The organism is Deinococcus roseus, assembly GCF_014646895.1.
In the GTDB taxonomy this organism is placed as follows: domain Bacteria; phylum Deinococcota; class Deinococci; order Deinococcales; family Deinococcaceae; genus Deinococcus_C; species Deinococcus_C roseus.
Genome location: NZ_BMOD01000001.1, coordinates 470,523 through 489,052, shown reverse-complemented (window position 1 = coordinate 489,052; position 18,530 = coordinate 470,523). Strand labels below are relative to the sequence as shown.

Genomic DNA, 18,530 nt, shown 5'->3' with positions numbered 1-18,530 from the left:
TTTTTGTTTTTCAAAACCTGTGCAGTGTTCTGACTTTTGCCTTCGGTCCTCTGCCCCTAAACTGTAGCCATGCTTCCCCCTCTAAATCCCAATCCCACGGAACCGCTGTACCGACAGGTCTATCAGGCTTTGCGGGAGGCCATTCTGTCAGGTGCCTTACCTGAGGGGAGCAAATTGCCCAGCAGCCGGGAATTTGCCAGAACCTGGGGGGTGGCCAGAAACACCGTTCTGGAAGCTTTTGAGCTGCTGGAAATCGAGGGTTTCATAGAGACCCGTCCGGCCAGTGGCACTTATGTGGCCCGCAGTGTCAATCCAGAACTGACGCTGGAAGTGCCTGCCCCACAACTGAAACTGACCGAATGGGCCATCCGTGCTTTGCAAACCCCGATCCGGCCTTCCTACAACCACATCGAGGTGGATTTCAGGCTGGGCAATGTGCCCAGTGAGTTTTTTCCTGCAGAAGCGTGGGCCAGGGCGCTCCGTGAGCGGGCCAAAGCCTTGCAGGGAGGTCTGGGTCAGTACGGTGATGAACTGGGACCGCTGGAAACCCGTGAAGCGATTTCCAGCTATCTGGCCCGTGAGCGTGGGGTCAAGGCCACAGCAGGCATGGTCATGCTCTCCAGTGGCTCTCAGGGCAGCCTGGATGCTCTTGCCAGGGTCTTTCTGGAACCAGGAAAAACCGTGGTGATGGAAGATCCGGGGTATCTGGGGGCCAGAAGGGTGTTTGAGGCTTCGGGTGCGGAGGTGATTTACCTTCCCGTCGATGCTGAAGGTCTGAATCCTGAACTTTTGCCCAGAAAAGCAGACCTGCTTTACATCACGCCTGCCCACCAGTTCCCCACAGGTGCAATCCTGCCTGCCTCCAGACGCCTGAAGATTCTGGACTGGGCCAGAACAGTCGGAGCCTGGATTCTGGAAGACGATTACAACTCGGAATTCCGGTTTGACACCCGCCCACTTTCTGCCATGCAGGGCCTCAATCCTGCACAGGTGATTTATGTGGGCACCTTCTCCAAGAGCCTGTCTCCTGCCCTCAGAAGTGGCTTTCTGGTGGCTCCTGCACCCATCATTGAGGTGCTGTCTGCCACCCGTTATCTCACAGACCGACAACCCCCGACGCTGGACAGCCTGGCCCTGGCGGATTTTCTGCACTCAGGTGGCTTTGCAAGGCACCTTAAAAAAGCACGGGCCATGGTGCTGGAGCGCTATGAAACTTTGCTGGCAGCCCTGAAAGAGCATTTTCCAGAGTGGACCATTCCGACCACGGGCGCAGGTCTGCACATCTGCGCTTTCCTCCCAGCAGACTGGACCGAGCAGCAACTCAGAGAAGCTTCTCTGCGCTCCGGGGTTGCTGTGGATTTTCTGAGCAGGTATGCCACCCAGGCCCACCACAGCGGGATCATCCTGAACTATGCCCATTTGAATCCCCAGCAAATTGAACAGGGCATCCGGCAATTGCGCGGTGCATTGTAAGCCACCTGCAGCATTTCTGGATGCAGGGTTCTGATTTACACTGCAGGCATCATGCTTTCCATTGACCTGCTGGACACCACCCTGCTTGAAGATGAAACGTACCCGGGCAGTCCTCGCCATCTGGTGCATCTGGAATTCACCTATGGTCGCAACGAGGACATCAACAAAAACCACAACAGCACGGACTTTTCAAACCTGATGGAGCTGTACTACACCAGCCTTTTCACAAACCTCAAAGAGGGTCAGCTGGATTTTGATTCACATGTTTATGGCTGGGCCGAGGGGCAGCATTTTGTGCAGGACCTGGGCCACAACCGCTACCGTTTTGAAGGCTGCTTTGAGGACACACCCGTGGTGCAGAGCATTCTGCAGGACCTGCACCATTACCAGTTGCACCAGCGGTATGTCAGAGCGTCCAGATTTACAGATGCAGGGCATTTCAGGCGTTTGCTCAATGCCCTGGTGGTGTTCTGGGCCTGAGGGTTCAGCAGGGTTCAGCAGGGTTCAGCAGGGTTCAGCAGGGTTCAGCAGGGTTCACGAATCCTGCTGCTCTGAATAATTCCGTTTGATGGGGGAGACATGGTAATTCTTGCTGGCGTGGTAATGCTGGGCCAGTTTGTCCTCCACGGTGACTTCCTGTGCAGTGTACAGGTAACCCAGCAGCTCGTTTTCATTGCTGTTGATGGGCTGCTTGCGCAGCAAGTATTCCTTGTAGCGGGTCCGCACATAACGGTACTCCCGGTCTGGCTCCCACTGGTTCTGGTCGGTGACGAAGTCCTCGCTGGAATAGAACGCACTGAGGGCAGGACGGCCCACTTCTGCAGCATCGAGCTTTTTGGCTTCCTCGTTCATCCAGGTGATCAGGTCATCCGGGTCTGTCACCATCACCGGGTTGGGCACAAAACGCAAGGCGCGTTCTGGCATGTAATAAGGCGGGTTGAGGAGGCCTGCCCGGTCCACCAGCAAGGTCAGGGTCAGCAGCACCGGTGTGAAGGTCAGGAACAGCACCAGGGCATCATTGACATGCACAAAACCAGACATGATGGGGGCCAGCAGAATGGGACCAAAGGCCACAGCCACCATCATGGAAAGGGCGTATTTGTGGTGATGGGGAAAACTGTTGAGAACCCCTTGCACCATCAGGAAAATGCAGATCCAGCCAATCAAACCCAGACCATAAAACATGTTCATGAAAAGCCCGCTGCCATCGGTCACCAGTTTTCCGGTGAACATCACCCCCAGGATGTTCAGACCGGCCAGCAAAGTGGTCATGGACATGGCTGCGTAGGTGATGGTGTGCATCTGCTCAGGGTGCTTGTGGTAGACGGACTGGAAGGTCTGCACCAGGGTCTGGGACACCCGTGCAATGAACTGGGGCAGGGCAATGAAAAACAGGGTCAGACAGGCTGCCCGGAGCGCTTCATTTCCTGCATGCTGGCTGATGAAAACCAGAAAGTTCATGAAGGCAAAAAGCACGTACAGGCTGGCAATGGTGTGGGTCTGGGTTGTGCCAGAACTGCGCACATAAAGCTGGGCGGCGTAACGGAGGGCGAGCATTCCAAGTGCACTGACCAACAGCAAGTGAAGGACCATACGCTCCTCTGTAGGGGAAAGAGAACACCCGATCTGGCAAAGGGACCTCACCCAACTGCCAGGGAAAGACCGGTTTCGGGATGCAACATCCCTTCAACCAACTTCTGCCGATAACAGCAGTTTACTCCCGTGTGAATCAGCATAAAAGATCATGCCTTACCAAAAACATACTTTGCTGGAAGAAGCGATCAGCAGCCTGTTTCAGCTTTGCTGAAATGGCAAAACCAGAGAACTTCAAGTCTCTGGTCTGAAAGTCAGGGGTTTGTTTTACTGCGGTGCGTAGAAGGGCTCAAGCTGAACCAGCCTGTTGTGCTCCATTTGCACGTTTTCCCGGATCAGGTCTTCCAGGGTGGTGTTGTACAGCACATCCCGAACGGCATCTTCTACACGTTTCCACAGGGTTTCGGTGGCACAGCTTCCGGTTTTGCTGCAGGAATCGGAATCTTCCAGGCAACTGACCGGAGCAAGGCTGCCTTCCATGGTCACCACCACATCCCAGGCCCGGATGTCTTTTGGGGCACGGGACAGCCTGTAGCCTCCATGGGCACCCCTCACGCTGCGGATGAAACCGGCACGGCGCAGGTTGGAGGCAATCTGCTCCAGGTAGTGCTGGCTGATGTCCTGCTTCTCTGCAACATCTTTGAGCGGAACCGCCTGGGCAGGGGTTTTGCCGATTTCAATCAGGGCACGCAGCCCGTACTGTGCTTTGGTCGAGATCCACATAATCTGATACCACCTTAAACCCGTAAAATCCGTGCGTCAAGTACGGGTTTTTTTGGGGAGAACCGCTGCCAGAATGAAAAACAGCGCCTGAGCGAGAATGATGGTCGAACCGGAAGGAACGTTGATCAGGTAGGAGGCCAGCAGTCCCACCACACTGGCGAGTGCGGCCAGTCCAGAAGACCACAGGGTCATCTGGTAGAGGGTGCTGCTGCGCAGCCGTGCCGAGGCGGCAGGGATCACCAGAAAGGACGCCACCATCACGATGCCGATCACCTTGACGCTCACCACCACTGTAACCGCAATGACCACGGATAAAAAGTAATTCAGTCCCCTTACGTTCACCCCATCTGAAGAGGCCAGTTCTGGATCGAAGGTGCTGTAAGCAAGGTGCTTCCAGGTTTTTGGAATCAGGGCCAGCGTGACCAGCAAAAGCACACCAATCACCACCAGATCTGTGGTCCCCACACTCAGGATGCTGCCAAACAGGTAACTGAAAGCATCTGCGGTGTAATCCTTCTTGAGGCCCAGAAACAGCACCCCCAGCGCCACCGAAACCGCAAAGAAAATCCCGATGGCGGTGTCTCCCTGCAACTCTGTCTTTTCACGCAGGAAGGTGATGCCCAGACTGACCAGCACGGTAAAGGGCAAAGCCACCCAGAGCGGTGTCCAGCCCAGCAGCAATCCCAGGGCCACCCCTCCAAAAGCCGCATGGGCCAGACCATCACCCAGAAAGCTCAGACCACGCTGCACAATGAAAACCCCGTAATACCCGCACATCAGCCCAATCACCACGCCTGCCATCAGAGCGCGCTGCAAAAAGGGCAGGGTCAGAAAATCCTGCAAGAGTTCCATTTACTGTTGCTCCATTTACAGGGTCCTCTTGTGGTCGTGTTTGCCGTGACCGTAAGCCCTGGACAGGCAATCCTCACACAGCGCTGCGGAGGGATGACCGCACCCGTAAAGCGTCCGGTTCATCACGATCACGTAAGAGGCATGGTAGCGGGCCACATCAAAATCGTGGGTGATCATGGCGATGGTGGCCCCGCTTTCCTTGCGATAAGCCTCCAGCATGTGGTACATGTCCTTTTCACCCAGAGCGTCAATCCCGGTGGCGGGTTCATCCAGCAGGATCAGCTCAGGCCTTCGAACCAGCGCACGGGCAAGGTAAACCCGCTGGAGTTCTCCTCCAGAAAGCCGCCCCAGTGCACGCTCTGCCAGCCTCTCTGCTCCCACCCTTTCCAGGGCTTCCAGGGCCAGTTTGCGTTCGGGTGCCCTCAGAGGACCAGGCCAGGCGCGCCGCACCCCGGACAGCACCAGTTCCACTGCCAGGGCGGGAAAGGAACGGTCAAAGGTTTTGATCTGGGGCACATAACCAATCTGGGTGGGGGTGCTTCCAGGAGGTTTTCCCAGCACCCTGACCTGCCCGCTTTCTGGCGTGACCAGACCCAGCAGGGTTTTCATGAAGGTGCTCTTGCCCGCACCATTGGGACCCACCACGGCCAGAAAAGACCCGCTGGGAATTTGCATTGTCAGGTTGTCCAGGGCCACAAAGTCGCCAAAACGCACACGGAGCCCCTGGGTTTCGATCGCCGCTTCCTGCATCAAGGAAACAGTGTACTCCCTGGCGGGTGCAGTGCATATGAATTGATACACACTTATCAAAAGAGTAAATTTGTGGGTTTGCTGGGTGGTTTTTCTGGTGGGGCAGAGGAGAAAGCTCTGGTCTGGCCGTTTGTTTTCTGCCTTCTGCTTTCTGCCTTCAGCCTTCTGCTGCTCCAGGGGTTGACGAACCAGAGCAGCTTTAATACAATACTTGAGCTTGCAACACGGGCAGTTAGCTCAGCGGTAGAGCGTCCGCCTTACAAGCGGAGGGTCGGGGGTTCAAATCCCTCACTGCCCACCAGAAAAACCCCTTCAGATTCTCCTGAAGGGGTTTTTGATTTGTTGGATCAATAGATTTCACCCAGTTCTCGAAGAATGGCATTGTCCCAGAAGTGATCCATATCATCCCAGTAGCTTTCCGGTTCTCTGAAGGGAAGGTCAGGTTCAAGCAGTTGAAATTCTTTTTTCATATCCTGATAAGAATACTTGGATTCTACAGTAGCGGCATCGAAGTATAAAGCCAAACAATACATGAAATTTTCAAGAGTTGTATTGATCAATTTTATTTTAGGACCATGGGCAATAGTATCGTCCATGAGCTGATATACCAGGTACACCTTGTCACTTTTGGGAAAACAGCCTATTCCTCGATGATCTCCTCCTGTAAACCGTATAAATTCTTTGTTGTGAATTGATAAAATTTGAAAATTGTCTGGATCTCTGAAATAGAGGCCCGAACTCAATAGATCAAGCACCTTGCTCCCAACAGGAAGGCCTGCTTTTGTTAAAAATTCCAGATTCTCTGAACCCAGCTTGCTGATTAAAGGATGATCAGTTCGCATTTGGACCAGGAGAGGATCCAAGATTTCCTGAATTTTTTGTATTTTTTGATCATTCATAGTTGTCTTTTTGCTTGATGGGATAAAACAACATCTGGCTCTGTTGCCTTACTTTTTGTCCTCATCCTCGAATTTCCCCTTGATGGAGTTGTTCTTGGTGGTTGCCACCACGTCGTTGGTGTCCAGGTTGTAGCGGATCACCTCTGCGGTCAGTTCTTCTTTGCCCTTGGTGGACCGGGCAGGATTCTGGGCGGTGCCTTTCAGGATCGCCACATTGTCCTTTTCGCTGTACTCGACCTCATCGGCGCTGCTGGTGCGTTCGCCGCTGGTCAGTTTGACGTTGCCCTTTAAAACGGTGGTGTCCTTGTCCACATCCACCACCAGTTTTTCACTGGTTCCGGTCAGTTTGCCGTCTTTCTGTTCGCGCTCGAAGGTGATGGGACCATCAATGTTGGCAAGGCCGTCTTTCTCGTCGTAGACCAGTTTGGCCCCGGAAAGCTGGGTTTTGCCCTTGGTGATTTTCAGGCCCCCTGCGGTGCTCTGGGGCTCCAGGGTGGGGCAGTCTCCATCGTCGTCCTCATTGGCTTTGCCAGAGGACATCTCCAGGTGCCCGTCCCCGCCTTCTTTCTTGTCCATCACAGCCAGTGGGGCCTTGATGCGGTTGTCGTCAATGGTGGCCACCACGGCTTCTTCCGAGGGATCATAGAAAATGCCCTTGGTGATGGGGTCCTGATCGCAGAAGATCGCCAGACCGGATTCGTCCGGGCCGCGCTTGCTCATGATGATCACTTTGTCTTTGCGTTCCAGCGTGAAAGTCGGCGCAGTGTCCTCTTCCTGGGCGAGGACCGCTGCACCGACAACAAACAGAAGCAGGGAGGTGAGGCGCTGGATGGGTTTCATGTCAGTTCACTTCCATGCTTCGGGTTTCTGGTATGTAAGAAAGCGAGAGGTCTTACAGATTACTTGAACTGGGCCTCGGAGAATTCCACGTTGCCTTTGAAGATGCGCACGGTGTTCTTCTCGGTGTTTTGCTCCAGCGTACCACCCGAAACGGTGGTCTTGTTCTTGGCGTTGTAGCTCTTGGCAGGAGAACCAATCACAATGGCGCGGTTGGCCTTGTCATCGTAGTACACGGTGGTTCCGGTGGTGGTGATGTCTCCATCCACGAGTTTGACGGTGCCTTTGACCAGCAGCAGTTTCTTGTTGTCGTTGGTCAGCACGCGGGCTTCGGTTCCGGTGATCACCAGTTTGTTGTCTTTGGCGTCTTTGGGGTTTTTGACCAGTTGGGCGTTGCCGGTCAGGATGCCCAGTTCTTTCTTCTCATCGAAGACCAGTTTGTCGCTGGTTCCGGTCTGGCGTCCGTTGACCAGGCTGACTTTGCCCGTGGAGGTGGAGATGTTGGTGTCCACATCGAAAGACATCTGGTTGGCCTTGACGTTCACAGGATCATCGCCGTCTTTTTCAGGGGCAAAGACGCTGGTGGCTGGGCCTTTCAGCACGCCCTGTCCGGTCTCCTCGGAGTAACTGAGGCTGGGGCCTTCTGCGGAGAGACGGCCACGGCTGACTTTCACGGTGTTGGTGAATTCAGCGGTTCTCAGGCCAGCGGCTTCGGTCATGGCTTTGCCCGAGGGGGCAGAGAACACAGCGTTCAGGCTGGTGATTTTCAGGTTGCTGACCTGGGCCTGCACGGGTTCTTTTTCGGTTCCGGTGAAGGTGTAGGGTCCGTTTCTGACATCCCCTTTGAAGGTCTCAGAAGCGAATTTCAGCAGTCTCTGTTCTTTGGTGTCTGCTGCCAGGGCAGTCACGCCCAGCAGGGCAACGGCAATCCATGCTCTTTTCATTTTTCATCCTCCGGTTTTTCTACGATTTCACCGTGCACGCATTTTTCAGGTGCGTCCAGATCGCTCACGAGTTTGGGTTTGGTCATCTGGGTTTCCGGTCCAAGGTCAAAAGGAGCGGTGATGGCATCTGCAGTCATGTCCGTGTTGGCGGCACGGTACTGCACACGCTGACCCGAGAAACCACTGGCCTGGTCAATCGTGACGTCTTTCTGGATTTTCAGTGTGGTGCACTGTTTAGGAATGTTAAGGACAGCTTCTTTCATGTGCAAGTTATCTGTCCGATCAATTTCAATTCCCGGTGCAGTGATGGTCATGTCCAGCGTGCCTTTGACCATGCGTTTCCCGCTCTGGGTGCCATTCAGAACGGACTTTCCCTCGATGGGATCGTACTGAATGGTGTTGCTCTGGAATTCCCATACGGCGTCAGGGTCCTGTTGCGGGTACAGCTTCATGCTGACCCCAATCAGTTTGACCCCCTGAGCGGCCTGTACAGCAGGACTGGGCAACAAAGCCAGAACCAGACCCAGCAACAACAACCCCAGGAATGCCCAGGAAGCATAGCGTAGCAAGATGTTTTGACCTCCGATAAGTAGTGTCCTTGATCAGGACATGAAAAGCGTGAAGTGCAGGTAAGGGTCTTTCACCGTAACCCCTGCCACAATGGTTTGTTAATGTGGGAGGCTGTTGTTTTCAAAATCGGCTCACTGGGTCAAAGTTTGACCTCACAATGCAGGAACAAAGAAAACATCCTTTTTTGCATGTTCTGTGCAGTTGCAGGATGTTTTTGACTTGATTTTACAGATTCATTTTCCCAGCAGCAGTTTCAGGAAGGCCTCGTCGCTCCAGTCTCCACCTTCTCCAAAGCGCACCACCACAACATGCTCGTCTGGCAGCAGGTAAAGGCGCTGGTTGAAGGCTCCAGCGGCCATCACCACATTTTGAGGGGCACTGGGGGCAATTTGCTGCTGGTCTTTGCCTGCTTTTGCCAGTTGCACAGGCACTTCATCGCCAGCATCCAGGGTGCCATTGAAAGGGACGTTCAGCCACCAGTTCAGGCCATAAGTGGAAAGTGCCTCGCTGCCCTGAAAGCATTTTTGCAGTTCTTGTGCAGGAAGAACCTGTTTCCCATGCCACTGTCCTTTTTGCAGGACCATCTGGCCAAAAGTGGCCCAGTCCCGTGCGGTCATGCTGGCACTGCCTGCCAGATTGGGGTTGCCTTTCTGGTCCCTTTGCCATGAAGCTTTCACCCCAAGGGGATCCAGGATGTGCTTTTGCAGGTATATGGCGGGATCCAGCCCGGTCTTGCGCTTGACCACCTCTCCAAAAACCGCCAGATGCGAATTTCCATACATGAACACCTTCCCTGGCTCTGCAGCCAGCGGTGTGTTAATGGCTGTTCCATACATGTCCTTGTTCAGGCGCACGATGCTGGGTCCAATTTTCCCCGGAAGTCCACTGGTGAAATGCAGCAACTGGCTGATGGTGATGCTGGATTTCTGGGGATCTTGCTGCCATTCCTGAACGCTCTGGCTGACCGGTTCATCCAGCTTCAGTTTCCCCTCTGCTTGCAATGCTACTGCGATGGTGCAGGAAAAACTCTTGCTGCCACTGGCCAGGATGTGTTCTCTGGAAAGGTCAAAGCGGTTTTCGGCTTCTGCAAAGATCTCTTTTCCATCCTGCAGCACCAGCAGAGCACTGCCCCGGTGGCTCTGGGAATAAAGGGCAGCAGCCTGAATGTTTCTGAGGTCCAGGGCCTGCCCCTGGGAAGCCAGCAAAGCCACAAATGGGAGTGACAGCAACACATCCTTCAACAAGTTTCGAATCATGCTTCTTGGATGGTGCATTTTGTCTGGAAGTTCCAGGGTTTGCTGTGAACTGTCTACTGTGAACTTCTCAGGTTCAGCATGTCCCTCCTGTGCTGTTTCCTGCTTTAAAATGAACCCCTGATGATTGACACCCACTGCCATCTGGATTACCTCGAAGACCCCCTGCAGGCCCTGAATGAACTGGGCCTCACCCATGTGGTGGCGATTGGCGCAGACCCCGAGCATGCCCGCAAGGTGATTGCCCTCAGTGAACAGGATGCCCGGATTTCCACGGTGGTGGGCCTCCATCCCACGGATGCCTTACAGGACACGCCAGAAGTGCGAACAGACCTGGAAGAACTGGGCAGGCATCCCAGTGTGGTCGGAGTGGGGGAGACCGGACTGGATTATTACTGGGATGCGGCTCCAAAAGAAGTGCAGATTGCGGCTTTCGAGTGGCAACTGGACTGGGCCAGACGCACCAGCAGACCGGTCATCATTCACACCCGCGACAAACAGAACCGGGAGCAGGCCAGTCTGGATTGTGCGGAGGTTCTGAAGAATGCCGGCTGGAACCAGGGGATTCTGCATTGCTGCAACGGACACATGGGCCTGATTGAGGCGGGTCTGGAGCTGGGTTTCCATGTCTCTTTCGCAGGAAACGTGACCTATAAAAATGCCCATGAACTCAGAGAGGCTGCAAAAGCCGTGCCTCTGGACCGCATTCTGGTGGAAACCGACGCGCCTTTTCTGGCTCCCATGCCCCACCGTGGAAAATCCAACCGTCCAGGGTACACCCGTTACACCCTACAGTTTCTGGCAGAATTGCTGGACCTTTCAGAAGCAGCCTTCGAGCAGATCACCGTGCAGAATGCCCGACGGGTGTACCAGATCCAATAACCCCCGATCACCCTTTCCCTTCATCTGCGCTACGATGGGTGCAACATGGCGAAAGTAGAAGCAGGAGAACGCATCAAAGTGGAATCTGCGCCTCAGAAGGTCTACGAGGCGTTCATGGATTTTGAAAATTACCACCAGTGGTGGCCCGCAGGATGGGAATTCACCCTGATCAAGGGTGGAAATGTCGGGGCAGAGGTGATGCTGGTGCGGGGCCGTCTGCGCCTGATGTTGACGGTGGTGGATGTGCGTCCAGGCCGGGAAATGCAACTGCTGATTGAAGGGGACCTCAATGGACGTTCCACGTTCAAGTTCGAGTATCAGGGCGGTCAGACAGAAATCAATTACCAGATGTCCTTGCAACCGCGTTCCATGAGCCTGATGCTGCTGTCCAATGTGGTGCCTTATGGCAAGGGTGTGGAGAAGACCATCCGTCAGGCTGTGGAAAAATTGAACCAGCAACTTCCTGCCCGTTCTTAATCAGTAAACTTGAGCGAAATGCACTCACATCTTGTGTTCAAGCTATTGACACATGAATGAGTGAGGTTATAATAGCTACTGGAGTTGGTTGACACTCAAGCCTGAGGCAAAACTGAGTCATGCGCTGGTCATGTCCGGTGGGTTTTTTCAGGTGAGAGACAGCCAGCGTACTCACAGAAAGATTTGTTTTGGAGGTTCCACCCATGCTGAAACCCTATGGTGATCGTGTCGTGATCGAATTGGTGCAAGACGCCCCCACCACCCGTGGCGGTATCGTTCTTCCCGACAGTGCAAAAGAGAAGCCCGTGCGCGGCAAAGTCGTGGCTGTGGGCCAGGGCAAAACCCTGGACAACGGCACCCGTGTCCCCGTGGAAGTCAAAGAGGGGGACGTTGTGGTCTTCGCCAAATATGGTGGCACCACCCTAGAAATTGAAGGCACCGAATACACCATCCTGAACGAGCGCGACATCCTCGCCATCGTTGAGTAAGCGTTTCGAGTCTCAGTTCATCCTGAACCTTCTCTCTGTGCTGTAAAGGAGTAACCCATGCCCAAACAACTGATTTTTGATGAGCAGGCCCGCCGTTCACTGGAACGCGGCGTCAATGCTGTGGCCAACGCTGTGAAAGTGACCCTTGGCCCCCGTGGTCGCAACGTGGTGATCGAGAAGAAATTTGGCAGCCCCACCATCACCAAAGACGGCGTGACCGTGGCCAAAGAAATTGAACTCGACGACAAACTCGAGAACATTGGCGCACAACTGCTCAAAGAAGTGGCCTCCAAGACCAACGACATCACCGGTGACGGCACCACCACCGCAACCGTGTTGGGCCAGGCCATCATCAAAGAAGGCCTGCGCAACGTGGTCGCCGGAGCCAACCCTCTGGCCCTGAAACGCGGCATTGAAAAAGCCGTTGTGGCTGCCGTTGAAGAAATTCAGCGTCTGGCCGTGCCCGTGGAAGACAGCAAAGCCATCGAAGAAGTGGCTGGCATTTCTGCCAACGACGCCGAAATTGGCAAAGAAATTGCCAACGCCATGGACCGCGTGGGCAAAGAAGGCGTGATCACCGTAGAGGAGTCCCGTGGTCTGGCCACCGAAGTGGACGTTGTGGAAGGCATGCAGTTCGACAAGGGCTACATCTCTGCTTACTTCGTGACCAGCCCTGACAGCATGGAAGCTGTTCTGGAAGAGGCCCTGATCCTCATCAATGAGAAGAAGATCTCTGCCCTGAAAGACCTGCTGCCCGTGCTGGAGCGTGCTGCCCAGACGGGTCGTCCCCTGCTGATCATCTCCGAAGACCTCGAAGGTGAAGCCCTGGCCACCCTGGTGCTGAACAAACTGCGTGGAACCCTCAACATTGCCGCTGTGAAAGCCCCCGGCTTTGGTGACCGCCGCAAAGAAATGCTGAAAGACATCGCTGCTGTGACCGGCGGCGTGGTCATCTCCGAAGAACTCGGCTACAAGCTGGAAAGCACCACCCTGGACATGCTGGGCCGCGCCAAACGCGTCCGCATCACCAAGGACACCACCACCATCATTGATGGTTATGGCAAACAGGTCGAAATCGATGCCCGCGTGAATGCCATCAAGGCCGAACTCGACAGCACCGACAGCGACTACGCCCGTGAAAAACTGCAAGAGCGTCTGGCCAAACTGGCGGGCGGCGTTGCTGTGATCCGTGTGGGTGCTGCCACCGAAACCGAACTCAAAGAGAAGAAGCACCGCTACGAGGACGCCCTTTCCACCGCCCGCAGTGCTGTGGAAGAAGGCATCGTGTCCGGTGGGGGCACCACCCTGCTGCGCGTGATCCCCGCTGTGCGTGCACTTGCTGACACCCTGCAGGGCGATGAAGCCACTGGAGCTCGCATCCTGCTGCGTGCCCTGGAAGAGCCCGCCCGCCAGATTGCCTTCAACGCTGGCTTCGAAGGCAGTGTGATTGTCAACACCGTGCTGAACAACAAAGAACCCCGTTACGGCTTCAACGCCGCCACCGGTGAATTCGTGGACGACATGATCGCCGCTGGCATCGTAGACCCCGCCAAAGTGACCCGCACCGCACTGCAGAATGCTGCTTCCATCGGCAGCCTGGTGCTGACCACCGAAGCCATCATCGCCGACAAGCCTGAGCCCAAAGGCGCTCCTGCTCCTGCTGGCGGCCCTGACATGGGTGGCATGGACTTCTAAAAATCCTTCTGGGATTTCAACCCTCCTCCTTCTTGGAGGAGGGTTTTTGTTGTTAAGATCAAATGGGTTGTTCACCCAATTCATACACAACATGTGTATCTTACACATCAATGCTTCTGTTTTTGGGTTTGCTCCTGAATGTACTTCCCATGCTGATCCTGTGGTACCTGCACCAGACCCGTGCAGAAACCCACTGGGTTTACACTTTTCTGGCTTCCATCCCCCAGCATGTTTACATCATTCCCACCGTGCTGGTGGTGTTGTGGGCACTGTTCAAAAAGCGCTGGAGGGTCTTGCTGATGCAGGTTCCAGTGGTGCTGGTCTGGCTTTTTCTGCTGATGGGCCTGCAACTGCACTGGCCTGCTCCAGTGCCCTCTTCAAGTCTCCGGGTGATGACCTGGAACTTGCATGGAGGAATTGCAGGCATGAAGCCCATTCTGGCCACAGTGAATCAGGTGAAACCCGACCTGCTGTGTGTCCAGGAAGCCAAAAGTTTTGGTCCCAGATTGTTTGCGGCTTTGCAGAAGCAGGACCCTCGCTGGCAGATGGCACAGGGGGATGAACTGGTCATCCTGAGCCGTTTTCCTGTGGTGCAGAAGCGCAAACTGGAGTTTCCCAGCACCCCTCACATAGAGCTGGAAGCCACCGTGCAGGTTCAGGGCAAAACGCTGCACATGGTCACAGCCCACCTGGACAGGCACCGCCTGAATGCTGCCCCCTGGGACCCCCAGTTTGGGAACAAAATGCATGAACGTGCCCAGAAGGTCAGCCATGTCCGCCAGGAAGGGGTGAATGTTCTGCTGGAAGCCCACAACAATGCAAAACAACAAAACCGGCTTTTTCTGGCCTGTGGTGATTTCAACATGCCCCCTCTGGGACCCCTGTACCGCCAGCTTGAAAATCAACTTGACAATGCTTTTGCACATTCAGGATTGGGTTTTGGACACACCTGGAATGCCTCTTTCAAAGTGCTGAGGATCGACCACATCTGGACCTCTCCAGACCTTGTTGCCCGCAAAACCTGGGTGGAGGAAAGTACGGGGTCAGACCACCTGCCTGTGGTCACGGACCTGCAGTTCTGAGCAACCCTGACCCATCCCCCTGATCTTTTTCACGCTGCTCCTGCTACCATGACCTATGGACAAACAATACCCTGTTGGTAAATTATCCATCCCCGATGCACTGTCCAAGGAACTTCTGGACCAGTATGTACAGCTTTTCCAGGGGTTCTCCAGAGATTTCCATGACCTGGTCTGCCCCCTCACCGAGCAGGACCTGCACAGGCAGTACCGGGAGGGCAGTTTTACCGTCCGGCAACTGGCGTTTCACATTGCCGATGCGCATGACCAGGGGTTCAACCGTTTCCGTTTTGGTTTGACCCTGGATGTCCCGACCATTCAGCCTTTTCCTCAGGAGTTGTGGGCTGCCCTGCAGGATTACAATTTGCCTGTTGATGTGGCTGTGCACCAATTCAAGGCCGTCAATGACCGCTGGTTGCACCTCCTGAAGCATGTGTCGATGCCTGAACTGCAACGGGAATTCATTCACCCGGAAGAAGGCAAGCAGGCCATCTGGAGGCTGATCAGCAAACACGAATGGCATGTCAGACATCACCTGGAGCACATCCGTCTGGCGCTCAAAAAAGATTAATTCTGCTGTGGTACCTTGGTGCAGATGAAACGCCTGGTCTGGACTGGACTTCTGCTGCTTTCCACAGCTTCTGCCATCAATGTGCCTCTGGAGGGCTGGACCTCACTGACCCCCACCGTCTGGGTCAGTGAAGGTTCGTCCTGTTTGCTGAGGGAGACACAACACACCAAACCCTTCGAGCCGCTGGCCACCCGTGAAGATGCAGACGCATTTGGTCGCAAACTGAAGTCTGCACTGGAACAGCAGAAAATGAAAGATGTGTCCACAGAATCCACTTCACGTCTGAACCAGTGGGCCGTGATGGCTGTTTACACCATGAACAGCCAGGGCAAGGGGTATTACGTGACCCAGGTGTACCTTTCTGAAGGGGGCAAGCTCAGGACCATCACGGGCAGTGCTCGAATCACCAGCGATGACACCTGTGCTTTCAAAATGCGGGAGTTTTTGCGGTACGGGGCTTACTGATTGCTCAGCGCACCTCTTCCAACTCGCTGAGCTTGCGCACATCAATGGCCACTGCGCCGTGGTCGTTGGGCACATAGATGCTGGCAAATTTCACGTTCCAGCGGAAATCCTCGGTTTTGTAGGAGGCCCGGGCATGGATGTGCTGGGCCAGCATGTCGTCGGTGCCGTGGACCACCACCAGCAGTTCGATGTCTCTGGCCTGCAATTCGGCCTCACTGTGACCCCACAGAGGGCTTTCTTCGTCTATGGGGTGCACAATGGTCCAGGCCAGGGAGAAAAACTCCACCTGATTCCTTTCCAGTTTGAGAGGATAAAAGCGACGTGTGCGCTGCCCATTGACCCCTTCAAATTGCACCAGCACCACCTGAACGTCCAGTTCGATCAGTTCGTTGTGTGCCCCGTTGGTCATGCGGACCATCAGGCCCTGCCCACCTCTGTAAGGTGCAAAGATGGCATTGTTGCTCCAGAGGATGCGGGTGGTGGGTCGGGAGAACCGGGCAAACAGCACGCCTGTGATCAGTGCGGCTCCCAGCAAGCCTGTAAAAGCCTCAATGCTGGACACCAGATGCGCTGCCAGGGTGGTGGGTGCGATGTGCCCGTACCCAATGGTGGAGAAAGTCTCGATGCTGAAGAAAAAAGCCCGCCAGAAAGTGTTTTCGATGGGGTGTTCGGTGGTCATCTGCAGGGCATCTGTTCCGCACACCATGTAGAAAAAGGCAAACAGCACATTGAGTCCCACAAAGAGGCTTCCCACCAGGGCAAAGAATTTTCCCCAGCTCAAAGACAGCAACAAATGAAAAGGGCTCAGGCTGCTCAGAAAACCCAGACCGATGCGTTTTGTGTTGAACCGTCCATCCCGGGTGAGGAAACGCTCGGTTCTCTGGGCCTGCACGGATCCAATGCCCAGGTCTTCTGCAGGCATGGTGGGGTGTAAAGTCTGTTCGCTTTCGGTCATGGGTCATCCTCTGGAACAAAAAACCCAGATTCACATTGAACCTGGGCAAGCCATCAAAACGGGTTACTTGCCTCTGGACTGAACGGCCTGATAGATCAGGATGCTGGCGGCCACACTGGCATTCAGGCTCTGGATTTTGCCCTGGATGGGAATGGACACCAGTTCGTCGCATTTGTCACGCACCAGACGGCGCATTCCGTCCCCCTCAGAACCAATCACCAGGGCCAGCGGGCGGTCATAATCCACCTGGGTGATGTTCATGCGGGCTTCTCCTGCTGCGCCGTACACCCACACGCCATGCTCTTTGAGCTGGTCGATGAAGCGGGCCATGTTTTTCACCTGGGCAATGGGCAGGTACGCGGTGGCTCCTGCGGCGGTCTTGGCCACCACGGCAGAGAGGGGAGCACTGCGGCGTTCTTCCACCACCACACCATGGGCACCCAGCACTTCAGCGCTGCGGATGATGGCCCCAAAGTTTCTGGGGTCGGTGATGCCGTCCAGCAAAACCATCAACACCTGTTCGCCCTTCTGCTCGGCCAGATCCAGAATGTCATCCACTTCACTGAAGTGCAAATCTGCCACTTCGGCAATCAGGCCCTGGTGCTGGGTGGAGCCCACCATCTGGTCCATTTCGATGCGGGGAATGAACTTGAGGGGGAGGTTGTATTCTTCCAGTTCACGCACCACGCGCGGCTCGATGCCTTTTGCCACCAGCACTTCCAGCACCTCGCCGTTGCGCAGGGCTTCAAAGACTGGGTTTCTTCCATAAATCAGCATTATGCCAGTATACGTCTTCTTTTCCAGCTTGTTAAAATCTGTGAAACAAAGTGCAGCAAAAACATGTAAAATGAAAAAGTCACTCTGATATGCGCCACCTCCATGTGGATTTAGACCGACAATTCGAACAGTTGGAGCTGCAGTTGATGCGGGCCACCCTGGGCATTGCTGCTCTGGGAAGCACCGCAGCTTACTGGGTTTCCATTGCCCAGTATTCCTGGCTGTACCATGTCACCCTGCCTTTCTTGCTGATGGCCTGGCTGATTCTGTCGGTGGTGGTGTGGCAGGTCCCCAGAACCTACCCGATCATCAAGAACATTTACCTGGGCACCACGATACTGTACCTGCTGTTGTGCCTGAATGGTTTTTTTGAGCAGAGCACAGCCCAGCCGCTGTTTCTGGCCTTCAGCCTGTGGTTTCCCGTGCAGTACATGGTGATTTATGTGCTTTATCCCAGCCAGACCGCACACCGTCTGGCCCTGGGGCTTCTGGTGCTCAGCCTGTTCAGTCTGGTGGTGCACCTGGGAACCCTCTCCAGAATCGATCCCAGCCAGATGGCCTGGCTGATTCATTTTTATGTGGCTTCGGTGGTGACCATCATGATGTCCAGATACGTGATCCTGATCAAGGACAAATACGTGCTGGCCTACCGGGAAGCCAACAGCGATGCCCTGACTGGCCTGTACAACCGCCGTTACCTGGAAGACCAGCTCAACGAGGTGGTCAGTTTTGCCGTGCGTTACGACAAAACGGTGTCTTTGCTGCTGTTGGACCTCGACCACTTCAAGCAGATCAATGACCTGTTCGGGCATGCCACCGGGGACATCATCCTCAAGGGTTTCGCCGAAGTTTTGCACCTCCACCTGCCCAAAAACGCCATTGCTGGCCGCTGGGGAGGCGAGGAATTTCTGGTGATCCTGCCCGAGATGGATTTGCACCGGGCCTGGCAGGTGGCAGAATTCATCCATGTGGTGATGCGTTCCATCAAGTTCAAGAAGGTGGGCAGCGTGACCATCAGTGTGGGTGTTTCCGAACTGGCCCCTCTGGATTCCATCCAGTCCCTGATTCAGCGGGCAGATCAGGCGCTCTATCAGGCCAAAGCCGCAGGACGCAACAAGACCATGCCCCAGTTGCAGGACATCCAGCGGGGCAGCAGTTACCCCCACAACCGCCCAGCGAAAACCCTGAATTGAATCCCCGGATGCGCCCCATGACCCTTCAGTAAAATCCCGATTTTGCTGTTCTGG

21 protein-coding genes and 1 tRNA gene are annotated in these 18,530 nt (G+C 54.9%); 11 read left to right on the top strand and 11 right to left on the bottom strand.

What is annotated here, in order from left to right:
- Nucleotides 1-69: 69 nt before the first annotated feature.
- A complete protein-coding gene (gene pdxR / locus IEY52_RS02285; protein WP_188999189.1) occupies nt 70-1,473 on the top strand; it encodes a MocR-like pyridoxine biosynthesis transcription factor PdxR in 1,404 nt (467 codons plus the stop codon).
- A gap of 51 nt (nt 1,474-1,524) precedes the next feature.
- Nucleotides 1,525-1,953 (top strand): hypothetical protein, encoded by a 429-nt coding sequence (locus tag IEY52_RS02280; RefSeq protein WP_188999186.1) that lies wholly within the window; start codon nt 1,525-1,527, stop codon nt 1,951-1,953.
- Nucleotides 1,954-2,007: 54 nt separating this feature from the next.
- Here IEY52_RS02280 and IEY52_RS02275 read toward each other — a convergent pair whose 3' ends face one another.
- The 4 genes from IEY52_RS02275 to IEY52_RS02260 all read right to left on the bottom strand — a co-directional run bounded on the left by IEY52_RS02275 (nt 2,008) and on the right by IEY52_RS02260 (nt 5,391).
- Nucleotides 2,008-3,066: a nitrogen regulation protein NR(II) gene (locus IEY52_RS02275; RefSeq protein WP_188999183.1), complete on the bottom strand. Its 1,059-nt coding sequence runs from the start codon at nt 3,064-3,066 to the stop codon at nt 2,008-2,010.
- A 267-nt stretch (nt 3,067-3,333) separates the two neighbouring features.
- Nucleotides 3,334-3,789: an RrF2 family transcriptional regulator gene (locus IEY52_RS02270; protein WP_188999180.1), complete on the bottom strand. Its 456-nt coding sequence runs from the start codon at nt 3,787-3,789 to the stop codon at nt 3,334-3,336.
- A 36-nt stretch (nt 3,790-3,825) separates the two neighbouring features.
- Nucleotides 3,826-4,641 (bottom strand): metal ABC transporter permease, encoded by an 816-nt coding sequence (locus IEY52_RS02265; protein WP_188999177.1) that lies wholly within the window; start codon nt 4,639-4,641, stop codon nt 3,826-3,828.
- Nucleotides 4,642-4,656: 15 nt separating this feature from the next.
- Entirely contained in the window at nt 4,657-5,391 is a 735-nt protein-coding gene (locus tag IEY52_RS02260; protein ID WP_188999175.1) for a metal ABC transporter ATP-binding protein, read from the bottom strand.
- A gap of 226 nt (nt 5,392-5,617) precedes the next feature.
- Between IEY52_RS02260 and IEY52_RS02255 the strand changes: the two genes are divergently transcribed.
- Nucleotides 5,618-5,692 (top strand) — tRNA-Val (locus tag IEY52_RS02255).
- A gap of 46 nt (nt 5,693-5,738) precedes the next feature.
- Here IEY52_RS02255 and IEY52_RS02250 read toward each other — a convergent pair.
- From IEY52_RS02250 to IEY52_RS02230, 5 genes are all read right to left on the bottom strand, one after another.
- Complete coding sequence (locus IEY52_RS02250; RefSeq protein WP_188999172.1) at nt 5,739-6,290, bottom strand: hypothetical protein; 552 nt, start codon at nt 6,288-6,290, stop codon at nt 5,739-5,741.
- A 48-nt stretch (nt 6,291-6,338) separates the two neighbouring features.
- A complete protein-coding gene (locus IEY52_RS02245; RefSeq protein ID WP_188999169.1) occupies nt 6,339-7,130 on the bottom strand; it encodes an LptA/OstA family protein in 792 nt (263 codons plus the stop codon).
- A gap of 59 nt (nt 7,131-7,189) precedes the next feature.
- Nucleotides 7,190-8,071: an LptA/OstA family protein gene (locus IEY52_RS02240; protein WP_188999166.1), complete on the bottom strand. Its 882-nt coding sequence runs from the start codon at nt 8,069-8,071 to the stop codon at nt 7,190-7,192.
- Nucleotides 8,068-8,640: a hypothetical protein gene (locus tag IEY52_RS02235; protein WP_188999164.1), complete on the bottom strand. Its 573-nt coding sequence runs from the start codon at nt 8,638-8,640 to the stop codon at nt 8,068-8,070. The genes IEY52_RS02240 and IEY52_RS02235 overlap by 4 nt, the downstream gene beginning before the upstream one ends.
- Before the next feature lie 234 nt (nt 8,641-8,874).
- Nucleotides 8,875-9,897 carry a serine hydrolase domain-containing protein gene (locus IEY52_RS02230; RefSeq protein ID WP_188999160.1) on the bottom strand — a complete coding sequence of 341 codons (1,023 nt, stop codon included), beginning with the start codon at nt 9,895-9,897 and terminating at the stop codon, nt 8,875-8,877.
- Between the two features lie 120 nt (nt 9,898-10,017).
- Here IEY52_RS02230 and IEY52_RS02225 point away from each other — a divergent pair, with 120 nt between their 5' ends.
- The 7 genes from IEY52_RS02225 to IEY52_RS02195 all read left to right on the top strand — a co-directional run bounded on the left by IEY52_RS02225 (nt 10,018) and on the right by IEY52_RS02195 (nt 15,551).
- Entirely contained in the window at nt 10,018-10,776 is a 759-nt protein-coding gene (locus IEY52_RS02225; RefSeq protein WP_188999158.1) for a TatD family hydrolase, read from the top strand.
- Nucleotides 10,777-10,821: 45 nt separating this feature from the next.
- Nucleotides 10,822-11,253, top strand: coding sequence for an SRPBCC family protein (locus IEY52_RS02220; protein ID WP_188999155.1), 432 nt, complete (start codon nt 10,822-10,824; stop codon nt 11,251-11,253).
- A 203-nt stretch (nt 11,254-11,456) separates the two neighbouring features.
- A complete protein-coding gene (groES, locus tag IEY52_RS02215; RefSeq protein WP_188999153.1) occupies nt 11,457-11,741 on the top strand; it encodes a co-chaperone GroES in 285 nt (94 codons plus the stop codon).
- A 57-nt stretch (nt 11,742-11,798) separates the two neighbouring features.
- Nucleotides 11,799-13,436 (top strand): chaperonin GroEL, encoded by a 1,638-nt coding sequence (groL, locus tag IEY52_RS02210; RefSeq protein WP_188999149.1) that lies wholly within the window; start codon nt 11,799-11,801, stop codon nt 13,434-13,436.
- A 149-nt stretch (nt 13,437-13,585) separates the two neighbouring features.
- The gene (locus IEY52_RS02205; RefSeq protein ID WP_188999146.1) at nt 13,586-14,518 is read left to right on the top strand and encodes an endonuclease/exonuclease/phosphatase family protein; all 933 of its coding nucleotides are present in this window, start codon (nt 13,586-13,588) and stop codon (nt 14,516-14,518) included.
- A 55-nt stretch (nt 14,519-14,573) separates the two neighbouring features.
- The gene (locus tag IEY52_RS02200; protein ID WP_188999143.1) at nt 14,574-15,086 is read left to right on the top strand and encodes a DinB family protein; all 513 of its coding nucleotides are present in this window, start codon (nt 14,574-14,576) and stop codon (nt 15,084-15,086) included.
- A 24-nt stretch (nt 15,087-15,110) separates the two neighbouring features.
- A complete protein-coding gene (locus IEY52_RS02195; protein ID WP_188999140.1) occupies nt 15,111-15,551 on the top strand; it encodes a hypothetical protein in 441 nt (146 codons plus the stop codon).
- 4 nt (nt 15,552-15,555) lie between these two features.
- Here the strand turns inward: IEY52_RS02195 and IEY52_RS02190 are convergent, their stop codons facing one another.
- Both IEY52_RS02190 and rlmB read right to left on the bottom strand, forming a co-directional pair.
- Nucleotides 15,556-16,506: an ion channel gene (locus tag IEY52_RS02190; protein ID WP_188999137.1), complete on the bottom strand. Its 951-nt coding sequence runs from the start codon at nt 16,504-16,506 to the stop codon at nt 15,556-15,558.
- A 63-nt stretch (nt 16,507-16,569) separates the two neighbouring features.
- A complete protein-coding gene (gene rlmB / locus IEY52_RS02185; RefSeq protein ID WP_188999134.1) occupies nt 16,570-17,283 on the bottom strand; it encodes a 23S rRNA (guanosine(2251)-2'-O)-methyltransferase RlmB in 714 nt (237 codons plus the stop codon).
- A gap of 89 nt (nt 17,284-17,372) precedes the next feature.
- Here rlmB and IEY52_RS02180 point away from each other — a divergent pair, with 89 nt between their 5' ends.
- On the top strand, nt 17,373-18,476 hold the full coding sequence (locus tag IEY52_RS02180) for a GGDEF domain-containing protein (RefSeq protein ID WP_188999131.1): 1,104 nt from the start codon (nt 17,373-17,375) through the stop codon (nt 18,474-18,476).
- Nucleotides 18,477-18,530: the final 54 nt, after the last annotated feature.